This is a genomic window from Roseomonas sp. TAS13, assembly GCF_001950415.1.
GTDB lineage: Bacteria > Pseudomonadota > Alphaproteobacteria > Acetobacterales > Acetobacteraceae > Roseomonas > Roseomonas mucosa.
This window is the reverse complement of sequence record NZ_BDLP01000094.1, coordinates 1-13,128: the sequence shown is the minus strand read 5'-3', so window position 1 is coordinate 13,128 and position 13,128 is coordinate 1. Positions and strand designations below refer to the sequence as shown.

Annotated in this window: 13 protein-coding genes; 5 read left to right on the top strand and 8 right to left on the bottom strand. The window is 70.3% G+C overall.

Annotated features, from left to right (window positions below):
* Window positions 1–137: 137 nt before the first annotated feature.
* The 5 genes from ROTAS13_RS09895 to ROTAS13_RS09875 all read right to left on the bottom strand — a co-directional run bounded on the left by ROTAS13_RS09895 (window position 138) and on the right by ROTAS13_RS09875 (window position 5,534).
* The gene (locus ROTAS13_RS09895; protein ID WP_075822226.1) at window positions 138–1,031 is read right to left on the bottom strand and encodes an NAD(P)-dependent oxidoreductase; all 894 of its coding nucleotides are present in this window, start codon (window positions 1,029–1,031) and stop codon (window positions 138–140) included.
* A 352-nt stretch (window positions 1,032–1,383) separates the two neighbouring features.
* Window positions 1,384–2,910, bottom strand: coding sequence for a tripartite tricarboxylate transporter permease (locus ROTAS13_RS09890; RefSeq protein WP_075822225.1), 1,527 nt, complete (start codon window positions 2,908–2,910; stop codon window positions 1,384–1,386).
* 12 nt (window positions 2,911–2,922) lie between these two features.
* A complete protein-coding gene (locus ROTAS13_RS09885) occupies window positions 2,923–3,405 on the bottom strand; it encodes a tripartite tricarboxylate transporter TctB family protein (protein WP_019462286.1) in 483 nt (160 codons plus the stop codon).
* A gap of 31 nt (window positions 3,406–3,436) precedes the next feature.
* The gene (locus ROTAS13_RS09880; protein ID WP_075822224.1) at window positions 3,437–4,447 is read right to left on the bottom strand and encodes a tripartite tricarboxylate transporter substrate binding protein; all 1,011 of its coding nucleotides are present in this window, start codon (window positions 4,445–4,447) and stop codon (window positions 3,437–3,439) included.
* Window positions 4,448–4,511: 64 nt separating this feature from the next.
* Window positions 4,512–5,534, bottom strand: coding sequence for a 4-hydroxythreonine-4-phosphate dehydrogenase PdxA (locus ROTAS13_RS09875; RefSeq protein WP_099781861.1), 1,023 nt, complete (start codon window positions 5,532–5,534; stop codon window positions 4,512–4,514).
* A gap of 163 nt (window positions 5,535–5,697) precedes the next feature.
* Here ROTAS13_RS09875 and ROTAS13_RS09870 point away from each other — a divergent pair, with 163 nt between their 5' ends.
* The 3 genes from ROTAS13_RS09870 (at window position 5,698) to ROTAS13_RS09860 (ending at window position 8,214) form a co-directional block, all read left to right on the top strand.
* On the top strand, window positions 5,698–6,402 hold the full coding sequence (locus tag ROTAS13_RS09870) for a GntR family transcriptional regulator (protein WP_083755463.1): 705 nt from the start codon (window positions 5,698–5,700) through the stop codon (window positions 6,400–6,402).
* Between the two features lie 66 nt (window positions 6,403–6,468).
* Window positions 6,469–6,867 carry a MarR family winged helix-turn-helix transcriptional regulator gene (locus tag ROTAS13_RS09865; protein ID WP_026033413.1) on the top strand — a complete coding sequence of 133 codons (399 nt, stop codon included), beginning with the start codon at window positions 6,469–6,471 and terminating at the stop codon, window positions 6,865–6,867.
* A 60-nt stretch (window positions 6,868–6,927) separates the two neighbouring features.
* Window positions 6,928–8,214 carry an MFS transporter gene (locus ROTAS13_RS09860; RefSeq protein WP_075822223.1) on the top strand — a complete coding sequence of 429 codons (1,287 nt, stop codon included), beginning with the start codon at window positions 6,928–6,930 and terminating at the stop codon, window positions 8,212–8,214.
* A gap of 99 nt (window positions 8,215–8,313) precedes the next feature.
* Here ROTAS13_RS09860 and ROTAS13_RS09855 read toward each other — a convergent pair whose 3' ends face one another.
* The 3 genes from ROTAS13_RS09855 to ROTAS13_RS09845 are packed head-to-tail and all read right to left on the bottom strand — an operon-like array spanning window position 8,314 to window position 11,310.
* On the bottom strand, window positions 8,314–9,846 hold the full coding sequence (locus ROTAS13_RS09855; RefSeq protein ID WP_019462292.1) for a tripartite tricarboxylate transporter permease: 1,533 nt from the start codon (window positions 9,844–9,846) through the stop codon (window positions 8,314–8,316).
* A 4-nt stretch (window positions 9,847–9,850) separates the two neighbouring features.
* Window positions 9,851–10,330 carry a tripartite tricarboxylate transporter TctB family protein gene (locus ROTAS13_RS09850; protein ID WP_019462293.1) on the bottom strand — a complete coding sequence of 160 codons (480 nt, stop codon included), beginning with the start codon at window positions 10,328–10,330 and terminating at the stop codon, window positions 9,851–9,853.
* Window positions 10,327–11,310, bottom strand: coding sequence for a tripartite tricarboxylate transporter substrate binding protein (locus ROTAS13_RS09845; RefSeq protein WP_226945987.1), 984 nt, complete (start codon window positions 11,308–11,310; stop codon window positions 10,327–10,329). Before ROTAS13_RS09845 ends, ROTAS13_RS09850 begins: the two co-directional genes overlap by 4 nt.
* A gap of 146 nt (window positions 11,311–11,456) precedes the next feature.
* Between ROTAS13_RS09845 and ROTAS13_RS09840 the strand changes: the two genes are divergently transcribed.
* Window positions 11,457–12,743 carry a hypothetical protein gene (locus ROTAS13_RS09840; protein ID WP_126281919.1) on the top strand — a complete coding sequence of 429 codons (1,287 nt, stop codon included), beginning with the start codon at window positions 11,457–11,459 and terminating at the stop codon, window positions 12,741–12,743.
* Window positions 12,740–13,128, top strand: a 389-nt coding sequence (locus tag ROTAS13_RS09835; protein ID WP_139323307.1) for a hypothetical protein, incomplete at its 3' end; no start/stop codon positions are given. The genes ROTAS13_RS09840 and ROTAS13_RS09835, both read left to right, overlap by 4 nt.

The window sequence follows — 13,128 nt, the reverse complement described above, 5'->3', positions numbered from 1 at the left end:
GTCGCAGAGCACCGCCGGCTGCAGGCGCGGGATGGCGCGGATCTGCGCCAGCAGGGTGCGGCTGAAGCCGCCCTTGGCGCCCGTCAGCGCGAAGCGGAAGCGGCGGTCGCCGAGGTCGCGGAAAAGGATCTCGTGGTTCACGCCTCCACCTCCTGCCGGGCCACGGCGCGCGGGTTGCGACGCTCCAGCTCCAGCAGCAGGGCGGAGTGGTCCGGGTCGCCCCGACTTTCGATCAGCCCGCGATAGAGGTCGGCGGTGAGCGCCGCATAGGGTACGCTGTCCAGCCCCAGCCGTTCCGCCGCGTCGAGGGCGTTGTCCAGGTCCTTCAGATGCGTGACGCAGCGGCCGCGCGTGGCGAAGTCGCGCTCGATCATGCGCTGCGCATGCAGTTCCAGGACGCGGCTCTCGGCGAAGCCGCCGCGCAGCGCCTCGCGCACCTTGGCCGGATCGGCACCGCCGCGCGCGGCCAGCATCAGCGCCTCGGCCACCGCGCCGATGGTGACGCCGACGATCACCTGGTTGGCCAGCTTGGCGAGCTGCCCCGCCCCGGGCGGACCGACCAGCACCGGCCTTCCCATGGCGCACAGCGCCGGCTCGACGCGGGCGAAGGGCTCCGCCTCCCCGCCCGCCATGATGGCGAGCGTTCCGGCCTCCGCCGCCGTGGTGCCGCCGGAAACCGGCGCGTCCACGTGATGCACGCCCCGTTCCGCCAGCCGCGCGGCATGGTCCTGCGCCTCAGCGGGTTTGATGGAGGACATGTCCACCACCACCGCGCCAGGCGGCACGGCCTCCGCCACGCCGCCGCCGAAGAGCACGCGCTCCACCACCGGGCCGTTCTCCAGCATCAGGATCACGACCTCGGCCTCGCGCGCCGCCTCGGCAGCGCTGGCCGCCACATGCGCGCCTGCCTCGGCAAAGGGGGCGGCCTTGTCGGGGGAGCGGTTCCACACCGTCACCTCGTGCCCCGCCGCCAGCACGCGGCGCGCCATCGGGCCGCCCATCAGCCCCAGGCCCAGGAATGCGATCTTCATGCGGCGCTCTGCTTTCCGTTCGGGCGTTGCACTGTCCCGGGGGGAAGGCTCCGCCTTTCCCCCGGACCCCCTATCCGCCAGGAAACTGGGTTTCCTGGACCTTCCATTCGTTGGCGCTCGCCGCGGCCGGATCGCGCCGAAGGGCTGAGCCCTTCGGCGACTGCGGATGCCACGAACGTGGAAGTCCTGACGTCCTCCATGAGGCCCACTCGTCCACATGCGCTTCGGCACGCTCTCCCGGGCAACGCCTCCAACCCGTGCCAACGCAAGGCGGGGTCTGGGGACATACCATGTCCCCAGCGGAGGGGGTCCGGGGGAGGCAGGGCCTCCTCCCGGGGCCGGACACCAGCGATCACGCCTGGCTTCCCGACCCGGCGGCCAGGGCGGACTTGCCGGCGCGGCGCCAGCCCAGGAAGGCCGCCGCGAGGGGCCAGAGCAGGAACAGGATGGCGATGGTGGAGATGGTGCCCACCAGCGGGTTGGACCACAGGATGCCGAGCGAGCCCTGGGAGAGCAGCATGGACTGACGGAAGGCGTCCTCCGCCTTGTCGCCGATCACCATGGCCAGGACGAGCGGGGCGATCGGATAGTCCAGCTTCTTCATGACGTAGCCCGCCACGCCGAAGGCCAGCATGATCCAGAGGTCGAAGGCGGAACTGGCGACGGTATAGGCGCCGGCGAGGCAGACCGTGACGATGATCGGGCCGATGATGGTGAAGGGCACCGAGAGCAGCGCCGCGAAGAAGGGCACCGTGGCCAGCACCAGCACCACGCCGATGACGTTGCCCAGGTACATCGAGGCGATCATGCCCCAGACGAAGTCCTTCTGCTCGACAAAGAGCATCGGGCCGGGGTTGAGGCCCCAGATCATCAGCCCGCCCAGCATCACCGCCGAGGTGGCGGAGCCGGGGATGCCCAGCGCCAGCATCGGCAGCATGGCGGCGGTGCCGGCGGAATGGTCCGCCGTTTCCGGCGCGATCACGCCCTCCGGCTCGCCCTTGCCGAAATTGTCGCGACGGCGGGAGACCTTGCGCGCGATGCCGTAGGACATGAAGGAGGCCGCGGTCGGGCCGCCCGGGGTGATGCCCATCCAGACGCCGATGGCGCTGCCGCGCAACATGGCGAGGAAGTACCGCGGCATTCGCGTGGCGGCGCGCAGGATCTCCACCGGGTTGAGCTTGGCGCGGACGCTCTTGAACTCCAGCCCTTCCTCCAGCGTCAGCAGCAGCTCGCCGATTCCGAAAAGGCCGATCACCACGACAAGGAAGGAGATGCCCTTGATCAGCGCCGGAATGTCGAAGTTCAGGCGCATGGAGCCCGAGACCGTGTCCATGCCCACCATGCCGAAGCCCAGGCAGATGGAGACCAGCGTCTTGAGCGGCGCGCCGCCGCCGAAGGCGATGAAGGAGGCAAAGGCCAGCAGATAGACCGCGAAGTATTCCGGCGGCCCGAAGCGCAGCGCGAAGGAGGTGACGAAGCCCGAGAGCAGCGTGATCACCACCACGCCTACCAGCGCGCCGAAGCCGGCGGACAGGAAGGCATAGGTCAGCGCCTCGGTGGCGCGCCCGTTTCGGGCCATGGGATAACCGTCGAAGGTCGTGGCGACGGAGGAGGGCTCGCCCGGGATGTTGAACAGGATCGAGGTGGTGGAGCCGCCGAAGAGCGCGCCCCAGTAGAGGCTGGTGAGCAGGATGATGGCCGAGACCGGGTCCATCGAGAAGGTCAGCGGCAGCAGCAGCGTCACGCCGTTCGGCGCGCCGAGGCCGGGCAGCACGCCGACCAGGATGCCCAGCAGCACGCCGCCCATGATGATGGCGACGTGATGGAAGGTGAGCACGACGCCGAAGCCGTGCACCAGCGCGTCGAGATTGTCGAACATCGTCCGGTCTCCTCAGGCCAGGCCGAGCCAGACCTCGACCGGCCCCTTGAGGAGCGGCACGAGGAACCAGCGCTCGAAGACCAGCCAAGTCGCGGCGGTGTAGAGCAGCGGCACGGCGATGCTGGCGAGCCAGGAATGCCGCCCCTGCCAACGCATCATGACGAACAGGTAGGCGGCCATGGCGACATACATGCCGAGGGTGAGCGACAGCACCACCAGCGCCAGGATCGAGAGGCCGAAGCGCAGCACGCGGCGGCCGCCCGCGCGGTCCACGAAGACCTCCCGCGTCAGGGCGGTCCGGTTGTACCAGCCCTGCACCGCGATCGCGACGGCGGCGGCCATGACGATCAGGCCGATGCGGAAGGGGAAGTAGCCGGCCTGCGGGCCGTCCTCCGCCCAGCCGTAGTCGAGCTCCATGGCGCCGGTCACGGCGATGGCGCCGAGCAGGAAGACGACGGCCGCCGTGGCCATTTCCATCCGGTAACGCGTCAGCATGGCCGTCGCTCCCTGTCCAGCGTCCCTGGCCTCAGTTCACCAGCCACTTCTCGGCGGCGAACATCTCCTTGCCGGACTTCTGCTCCTCCTCCATGAGGGGCTTCATCTGGTCGGGTGTCATGAAGACGGCGCTCTGCACCGTGCGGGCGATGTAGTCCTTCCATTCCGGCGTCTCGGTGACCTTGCGCATCACGTTGGTCCAGAACTCCTGCGCCTCCTTCGACACCTCGGGCGGCAGGAAGACGGTGCGCGGCATGCGGTACTCGTCCACCGCGATGCCCTGGCTGGCGCAAGTCGGGATATCGGCCCAGGACTGCGTCGCGGTCACCTTCCCCGTGGCCGGCAGCGGCTCCTTGCGGAAGACGCAGAGCGGCCGGACCTGGTCGCCGCGCCAGCCGCCGACGCTTTCGGACGGGTTGTTGACGTCGGAATCCACATGCCCGCCGGCGAGCTGCACGCCCGCCTCTCCGCCGCCGCGGAAGGGGATGTAGGTGAAGCGCACGCCGGTCGCCTTCTGGATCTTCAGCGTGAGGATCTGGTCGGTGTCCTTGGTCTGGCTGCCGCCCATCTTCATGGCGCCCGGCTTCTCGCGCGCCGCGGCGATGTAGTCGGCGGCCGTCTTGTAGGGCGCGTCGGCCTTCACCCAGAGCATGAACTCGTCGAAAGCCATGGCGGCCACCGGCACGAGCTGCTCCGGCTTCCAGGCCACGCGGGCGACATAGGGCAGCAGCCATTCGTTGTTGGTGCCGAAGATCACCTTCAGCGGGTCGCCCTGGGAGCCGCGGCCATAGACGAAGCCCTCCGCGCCGGAGCCACCACCCTTGTTGGTGACGACGACGGGCACGTTCAGCAGCTCATGCTTCTGGATCGCCGCCTGGATGGTGCGGGCGAAGAGGTCGGTGCCGCCGCCGGCACCGGAGGTGACGACGAACTCGACAGGGCGGTTCGGTTCCCAGGCCGCCAGGGCCGGGCGTGGCGCCGTCGCCGCCAGGGAGGCGGCGCCCAGCGAGAAGGCGAGCGTCAGCGTCGGGAGAACGCGCATTCTTGTTTCCTCCGGTTGAAAGGCGCGCACCCGTTCCGGGCCTTCGCGCCGTGGTTGGGGCCGATCAGGCGGCGATGCGGCTCGCCGCCATGCGGGAGGCCAGCAGCAGCGCGTTGCGCATGGCGCCGGGATGGGCGATGCCCTTGCCCGCGATGTCATAGGCCGTGCCGTGGGCGGCGGTGCAGATCGGGAAGGGAAAGCCGCCCATCAGCGTCACGCCCGCATCGAAGCCGATCAGCTTCATCGCGATCTGGCCCTGGTCGTGGAACATGGTCAGCACCGCGTCGAAATCGCCGCGCCTGGCGCGCACGAAGACCGTGTCCGCCGGGAAAGGCCCGTCGCAGGCGATCTGCTCGCGCTTGCCCGCCTCCACCGCCGGGGCGATCACCTCGATCTCCTCGCGCCCGAAATTGCCGTTGTCGCCGGCATGCGGGTTCAGCCCCGCCACGGCGATGCGCGGGCGGGCGACGCCGGAGGCACGCAGCGCCTCGTCGGTCAGGCGCAGGTTGTCGAGGATGGTCTCCTTCGTCAGCAGCCCGGCCACGTCCTTCAGCGGCACATGCGAGGTGACGCGGGCGTTCCACAGCCCTTCCAGGACGTTGAACTCCTTGGCCACGCCATGGAAACCGATGGTCTCGGCGGAGAAGCCGATCTCGTCCTCGTAGCCCGGCGTGACCAGCCGCATCGCCGCCTTGTTGAAGGGGGTGAAGCAGACCGCGTCGGCCTCGCCGGCGGCGGCCATGCGCAGGGCGCGGCGGAAATTCTCGGTGGCGAAGCGGCCGCCGGCCTCGGAGATCTCGCCCAGCCTGATGCCGTCCGGGTCGCCATGGCCGAGATCGATCAGCACTGGCCGGCCGGGGACGCGGCGCGGCATCGACTCGCCATCGCGCACCACATCGACATCCGGGTTGACGCCGGCGAACTCGGCGCCGCGGGCCAGCATGCGGGCATCGCCGATCACGGTGATCTCGGCGGCCTCGCGCACTGCGGGATCGGCCAGGACCTTGGCGGCCAGTTCGGAGGAGACGCCTGCGGCGTCGCCCATGGCCAGGGCGATCCTCGGCCTCGCCAGCAATTGCGCTTCCATGCCGCCCTCTCCCGCTTTCTTGCTTTGGCTTCGTGCCAGCCGTCACATAGAGTATGCTTCACACTGCATACAGTAATCTAGACCTAATGTGGACGGACCGATCCCGTCAAGGCATATCCGGAGGGGCTCGCGCATGGATGAGCATGGATCAGGATCGAAGCCGATGGTCGTATCCGCCCTGATGGACGCAGAGGGACCGGAGAACCTGCCGGCAGGCGGCGGGGACGGGCCGATCGTGCGCCGTCCTCTCCAGGAGGAGGTGGCCGCCCGCCTGCGCGACCTGATCACCCAGGGCACCATCGCCCCCGGCACCCGCATCAACGAGGTCGCGCTCTGTGCCAAGCTCGGCGTTTCCCGCACCCCGTTGCGGGAGGCCGTGCGTATGCTGGCCGGCGAAGGGCTGGTGGAGCTGGTGCCAGCCCGGGGCGCCGTGGTGCGCAGGGTGACGCTGAAGGACGTGACCGACAGCCTGACAGTGCTGCGAAACCTGGAAGGGCTGGCGGGGGAACTCGCCTGCTCCGAGGCCCCCGAGGATGGGATCGCGCGCGTCGTGGCGCTGCACGAGGCGATGATGGACCGCTATGCCGCCCGGGACCGCATGGCCTATTTCAAGCTGAACCAGGCGATCCACACCGCCATCGTGGCGCTGTCCGGCAATGCCACGCTCATCTGGGCGCATGAGGCGATCCAGGCGCGGATGAAGCATATCCGCTTCATCGGCAATGCCGGGCCGGAGAAATGGGCCGGCGCCGTGGCCGAGCACGAGCAGATGGTCGCGGCCCTGCGGAAGCGCGACGGCGCGGCGCTGGCACGGGTGCTGCAACTGCATCTGGACAAGACGCTGGAACGGGTCCGGGACCAGATCTGAGCCTCTCCCCCAGCGGCTCGCGGAAAGCCCTGGACGCGCAGGAAATGCGGGCATATACCCGCATCGATGATGACGGAATGTTACTGCGTAGCGCTTCGCGTGGCGGCCCGGAAGGTCTCGTCGATCTATGACGAGGCCCTGGCCCCGGCAGGCGTCAACGTGGCGCAGTACAGCCTGCTGCGGCGGATCGGGCATTTCCAGCCCGTCTCGCTCACCGAGCTGGCGCGGCTCAGCCTGCTGGACCGCTCCACGGTCGGGCGCAACGCCAAGCTGCTGGAACGCGACGGGCTGATCCGCAGCGTGGCCGGACGGGACCAGCGCGAAACCGCGCTGGCGCTGACCGAGGCGGCGCAGCAGGTGCTGAGCGACGGCGCGCCGCTGTGGAACAAGGCACAGGCGGAGGTCGAGGCGCTGCTCGGCGAGGAGGGCGCCCGCAACCTGCGTGCCTTGCTGCATGACCTCTGACCCTTCGCCTTCCGCATCCAACCAGCCCGCCCGGCCGGGCACCCACGGGGAAACGCCATCATGATCTCCACCGCCTTGGCCACGGGCCTGCGGCAGAAGGGCATCCATTACGGCTGGGTGGTCGCGGGGGCGACCTTCCTGACCATGCTTGCCACCGCCGGGGCCATGGGCTCGGCCGGGGTGATGATCGAGCCCTTGCAGCAGGAGTTCGGCTGGCAGAACGCCGATATCTCCACCGCCTTCGCGCTGCGCCTCGCCCTGTTCGGGCTGATGGGGCCCTTCGCCGCCGTCTTCATGAACCGCTTCGGCGTGCGCAGCGTCATCCTCTGCGCCCTGGCGCTGATTTCCGCCGGGCTGCTCGGTTCGCTGGTGATGCGGGAGCTGTGGCAGCTCGTGCTGCTCTGGGGCGTCATCGTCGGCATCGGCACGGGGATGACGGCGATCGTGCTGGGCGCCACCGTGGCCACGCGCTGGTTCTCGGAACGGCGCGGCTTCGTGGTCGGGCTGCTCACCGCCAGCAACGCCACCGGGCAGCTCGTCTTCCTGCCCATCCTGGCCAGCCTCAGCACGGCCTATGGCTGGCGCACCGCGCTGGTCTTCGTGCTCGGCACGCTGGCCTTCGCCATGGTTGTGGTGCTGCTGCTGATGCGCGACCGGCCCGCGGATCTCGGCCTTACGCCCTATGGCACCGCCGTGCAGCAGGCCGCGCCGCCGCGCGAGCAGGGGCTAGGCAACCTGCTCCTCTCTCCCATCTGCGTGCTGCGCGAGGCGGCGGGCAGCTATACCTTCTGGGTGCTGTTCCTGACCTTCTACGTCTGCGGCCTCAGCACCAACGGGCTGATCCAGACGCACTGGATCGCGCTCTGCGGCGATTACGGCGTGGCGGCGGTTGGGGCGGCGAGCATGCTGGCGGTGATCGGCATCTTCGACTTCGCCGGCACGATCCTGTCCGGCTGGCTGTCCGACCGCTATGACAACCGCTGGCTGCTGGCCTCCTACTACGCCTTCCGCGGGCTGTCGCTGCTCTACCTCCCCTTCACCGAGTTCAACGTCTATGCCCTTTCCGTCTTCGCGGTGGTCTACGGGCTGGATTGGGTGGCGACCGTACCGCCGACCGTGCGCCTCGCTGCCAACCGCTTCGGGCCAGAAAAGGCGGGGCTGGTCTTCGGCTGGGTCTTTACGGGGCATCAGCTCGGCGCCGCCACCGCCGCCTTCGGCGCCGGGTTCAGCCGGACCGAGTTCTCGACCTACCTGCCTGCCCTCTATGTCGCCGGCAGCTTCTGCCTGGTGGCCGCCCTGCTGGTCACCACGCTCTACCGCCGGCCCAGTCTGCAAGCGGCGGAGTAAGGGCGCCCCCCCCGGCGGCACGGCGCCTGTGGTTGCCTCCGGTCGGCGCGGAGGCAGGCCTGGCGCCGTAACGGGCCGGCAGCCTCCGGCCCGCCCCCGTCAGGCGTCGATGCCGTCGCTGCTGTTGTTGCCCAGCAGCCCACGGCGCCGCGCCCAGGTGCCGTAGAGACGCGGCCCAAGCAGGGCGAAGGCGGCGATGACCAGTAGCGCCAGTGAGATCGGACGGGTGAGGAAGACCGTCCAGTCGCCCTGGCTGATGGTCAGCGCCTGGCGCATCGCCTGTTCCGCCATGGGCCCCAGGATCATGCCGATCACCACGGGCGCGGTGGGGAAGTCGAAGCGGCGCATGAACATGCCGATCGTCCCGATCACATAGAGCAGGATCAGGTCGGTGACGCTGTTGCTGATGCCGTAGGTACCGATCGTGGCGAAGACCAGGATGCCCGCATAGAGCTGCGGCGTCGGGATGGTCAGGATGCGCGCCCAGAGTCCGACGAGCGGCAGGTTCAGCACCACCAGCATGACATTGGCGATGTAGAGCGAGGCGATCAGCGTCCAGACCAGCTCGGGCTGCGAGGTGAAGAGCAGCGGCCCGGGCTGGATGCCGTAGGACTGGAAGGCGTTGAGCATGATGGCGGCCGTGGCCGAGGTCGGCAGGCCGAGGGTGAGCATGGGCACGAGGATGCCGGCGGCGGCGGCGTTGTTGGCGGCCTCCGGCCCGGCCACGCCCTCGATGGCGCCGGTGGTGCCGAACTCCTTCTCGTATTCCGGCTTCACCATCCGGCGCTCGGCGTAATAGCTCAGCATGGTCGGCATCTCGGTGCCGCCCGCGGGCATGACGCCGAAGGGAAAGCCCAGCGCCGAGCCGCGTATCCAGGGCCAGAAGGAGCGCCGCCAGTCGGTGCGGCTCATCCAGAGGCGGCCGACGGGGCGGACCACCTGCTTTCCTTCCACATGCCGCCAGGCGAGGTAGAGCGTCTCCCCCACCGCGAAGAGGGCCACGGCGACGAGCACCACGTCGATTCCGTCGAGCAGGTCGATCATGCCGAAGGTCATGCGCGGCTGCCCGGTCTGCAGATCGACGCCGACGAGGCCCAGCATCAGGCCGAAGGCGAGCGAGACGAGGCCGCGCAGCGCCGAGCCGCCGAGCACGGCGGAGACGGTGACAAAGCAGAGCACCATCAAGCAGAAATACTCTGCCGGGCCGAGCTTCAGCGCCAGTTCCACCAGGATCGGGCCGAGAAAGGAGATGCCCAGCGTGCCCACCGTGCCGGCGATGAAGGAGCCCACCGCCGCGGTCACCAGCGCCGGGCCGGCGCGGCCGTTGCGGGCCATCTTGGCGCCTTCCAGCGCGGTGATGATGGAGCCGCTCTCGCCCGGCGTGTTCAGCAGGATCGAGGTGGTGGAGCCGCCATACATGGCGCCGTAGAAGACGCCGCAGAACAGGATGAAGGCGCCGGTGGCCGAGACCTTGAAGGTGATCGGCAGCAGCAGCGCGATGGTGAGCGCCGGCCCGATGCCCGGCAGCACGCCGACGGCGGTGCCGAGGAAACAGCCGAGCAGCGCCCAGCCGAGATTGGCCGGCGACAGCGCGTTGCCGAAGCCGAGCGAGAGGCCCGAGAGCGTGTCCATGGGGTCAGAGGATCCCTTCCAGCACGCCCGCACCGATATTGACGCCGAGCAGCCGGCTGAAGGCCAGGTAGGCGAGCAGCGTGACCACGGCGCCGATCAGCAGGTCGCGCAGCGGATGGCGCGAGCCGAAGGCGGCGCAGACCAGGACGTAGAGGATGGTGGAGGCGATGACGAAGCCGAGCCAGTCGATCAGCGCGACCTGCACGACCAGCCCCGCCGCCAGCAGGCCCAGCGACCGCCAGTTGACCGGCGGCGGGTCCTGCATGTCCTCCAGCCCATGGCTCCAGCCGCCGCGCAGGGCCGAGGCGCAGAGGCCGGTGCCCAGGGCGAGCAGCAGCGCCGCCACCAGCCAGGGGACCAGCGCGGCGCTGACCTCCGCATAGACGGGGGTGGGCGGGATGACGAGGGCCTGCCAGGCCGTCAGCAGGCCCAGCCCCGCCACCCCGAGCCCGACCAGGAGGTCGGACCGGGCGGTGTGCCTCATGCCGCGAGCCCGAGATCCTTGAGGACGGATTCGGTGGTCTTCGTGTCCTCCGCCAGGAAGGTCTCGAATTCCTTGCCGGCCAGGAAGTCGTCGTCCCAGCCGCGCGTTTCCAGCAGCTGCTTCCAGGCGGGCAGGCCGTGCAGGGCGGTGACGAAGCGGATCAGCGCCTCGTGCCCGTCGGGCTTCAGCCCAGGCGGGCCGAAGACGCCGCGCCAGTTGGTGGCCACCACGTCGAGCCCGCTTTCCTTCAGCGTGGGCACGTTCGGGTCGGTGCGCTTCTCGCCGGAGGTGGCGAGCGCGCGCAGGCGGCCGGCCTTCACCTGCTCGGAGAACTCGGCCCAGCCGGAGATGCCGGCCTTCACCTGCCCGCCCAGGATGGCGGCCATGGCCGGGCCGCCGCCGGCGAAGGCGACGAAGTTCGCGTCCTTGGCCGAGCGGCCCATGGCCTTGATGAGCTGGCCCAGCACGATGTGGTCGGTGCCGCCGGCGCTGCCGCCCGCCACCGGCACGGCGCGCGGGTCGGCCTTCAGCGCCGCGGCGAACTGGCCGACATCCTTGTAGGCGCTGTCGGCAGGCACCACGATGGCGGCGGCCTCGGCCGTCAGCCGGGCGACCGGGGCCACGTCCTTGAGGCTGTAGGGCGATTTGTTGCTGATCGCGGCGCCGACCATGATGCTGCCGCCGACCAGCAGGCTGTCCGGCTTGTTGCGCCGCTGCGAGATGAAGCGGGGCAGGCCGACCATGCCGCCGGCGCCCCCGACATTCTCGAACTGGAAGGTTTCCACCAGCCCGCCCTCGCGCGCCACCTGCTCGATGGCGCGGCCCAGGCCGTCCCAGCCGCCGCCGGGATTGGCGGGGACGAACATGTGCAGGCTGCGGAACATCGGCGCCGCCTGGGCGGGGCGGGGCAGGCCGACAAGCAGCGCGGCGCCGGCGGAGGGCGCCAGCAGGGAGGAAAGCAGGAGGCTGCGACGGAGCACGGTGACGTTTCCCATTGTTGTCGTGTTGTGACGTCAGCTTAACAAGCGGGCCGGAAAGGGCAATTCACGGGAAGGGTTCGTGCCGCGTGGCTTGCGCCCGGAGGGGTGGTTGTGAATCTTGGGTCTCTGGATTCGGGGGATTGTGGATGCGGGCATGCGTACCGGGGGCGGTGGGCCTTCTGGCCCTCTCCCTGCTGGCCGGCATCGCAGCCTTCCTGCCCGCCGGTCCGGGGGCATGGGCCGCGACGCCGCCGCGCCAGCCACAGGCTCCGGCCCGCGCGGCGGAGCGCGAGGCGGTGGTGCAGAACGCCACCGACATGCCGCTGCGGGAACTGTACCTGCGGCCGGAGGGCGCCGCGGAGCGCGGGGCGGACCGGCTAGGCAATGAGATGCTCGGCCCGGATGCCAGCACGCGGCTGCGCCTCGGCCGGGGGCGGGAATGCGTCTTCGACGTGACGGCGGTCTTCGCCGACGACTCGCAGGAGAAGCGGGCGCGGCAGGACCTGTGCCGCAACCCGCGGCTGGTCTTCGGCGATCCCGCGGTGCCGAAGCGGTCGCTGCTGATCGAGAACCGTTCCGGCCAGGCGCTGCGGGAGCTCTATGCCCTGCCCGCCGGGCGGCAGCGCGACCAGAATGGCACCCAGAGTGGCTCCCAGAGTGGCTCCCAGAATTGGGGCGTGGACCGGCTGGGCGAGGAGCCCGTAGGGGATGGGGAAACCTTCCGCCTGACGCTGCGCGTGCCCGACTGCCGCGTGGACCTGCGGGCCGTCTATGAGGATGACGAGGCGGAGGAGAAGCGTGGGGTGGATGCGTGCTCGGTGCGGAACCTGGTCTTCGACGGCAGCGGCGTGCCGCACCCGCCGGAGATCCCGCTGAGCTTCCTGAACCGGCACGACGCGCCGGTGGCAGAACTCTACATCTCCGGCACCGACAAGGACGAATGGGGCCCCGACCGGCTGGAAACGCCGCTGGAGCGCGGCGGCCGGCGGCGGCTGGACATCGCGGTGGACTGCACCGCCGACATGCGCATCGTCTTCCCCAATGGCGCGGCGGAGGAGCGGCGGGAGGTGGATCTCTGCGCCGAGACGCTGATCGTCTTCCGCCCCGGCTGGACCGTGGCCGCGCGGCTGGATGCCGGGCTGGCGGAACCGCCGCCGCCGCGCCCGGGCAGCCTGCGCCTGCGCAACGCCGCGCGGGTGCCGGTGGTGCAGCTCTACGTCGATGCGCCCCGGAAGGAGGATGCGGCCGGAGAGCCCGAACGGGGGCCGGACCGTCTGGGCCGCAACGTGCTGGGGGTGGGCGAGACGCTGGACCTGGCGCCGCCGGAGCCCGGCGCCTGCGCCGCGCGCCTGCTGGCCGTGCTGCGGGACGGGACCGAGATCCGCCGCGATGCCATCGATCTGTGCTCCGGCCAGGAACTCGCCCTGCGATGAAGTCCCCTCCCCTGCGATCCGGCACCCTGCGGTCCGGTCCCGTTCCTTCCGGCTGGATGGCGGCCCTGGCTTTGCCCGTGCTGCTGCTGGCCGCCATGCCCGCCGCCGCCCAGGCCCCCCACGCCATCCCCGTGACGCTGCGCGGCAACTGGTTCGCCGGTTCCTGCGAGGCGCCGGAGGCGATGCTGGCGCTGACCGCCCGCTCCGCCGCCCGGATCGGCAAGGGACCCTCGCGGCTCGACCGCTTCACCGCGCTGCGCGACATCCCCGGCTGGCTGCTCGGCACCTCCGAGGGGGTGGAAGCCCCGCGCCTGCTGCTGCGCGCCCGCGATGCCGGGCTGGAAACGGCGGAGCCCGATGCCAAGACGCTGGACGCGAACCTGCC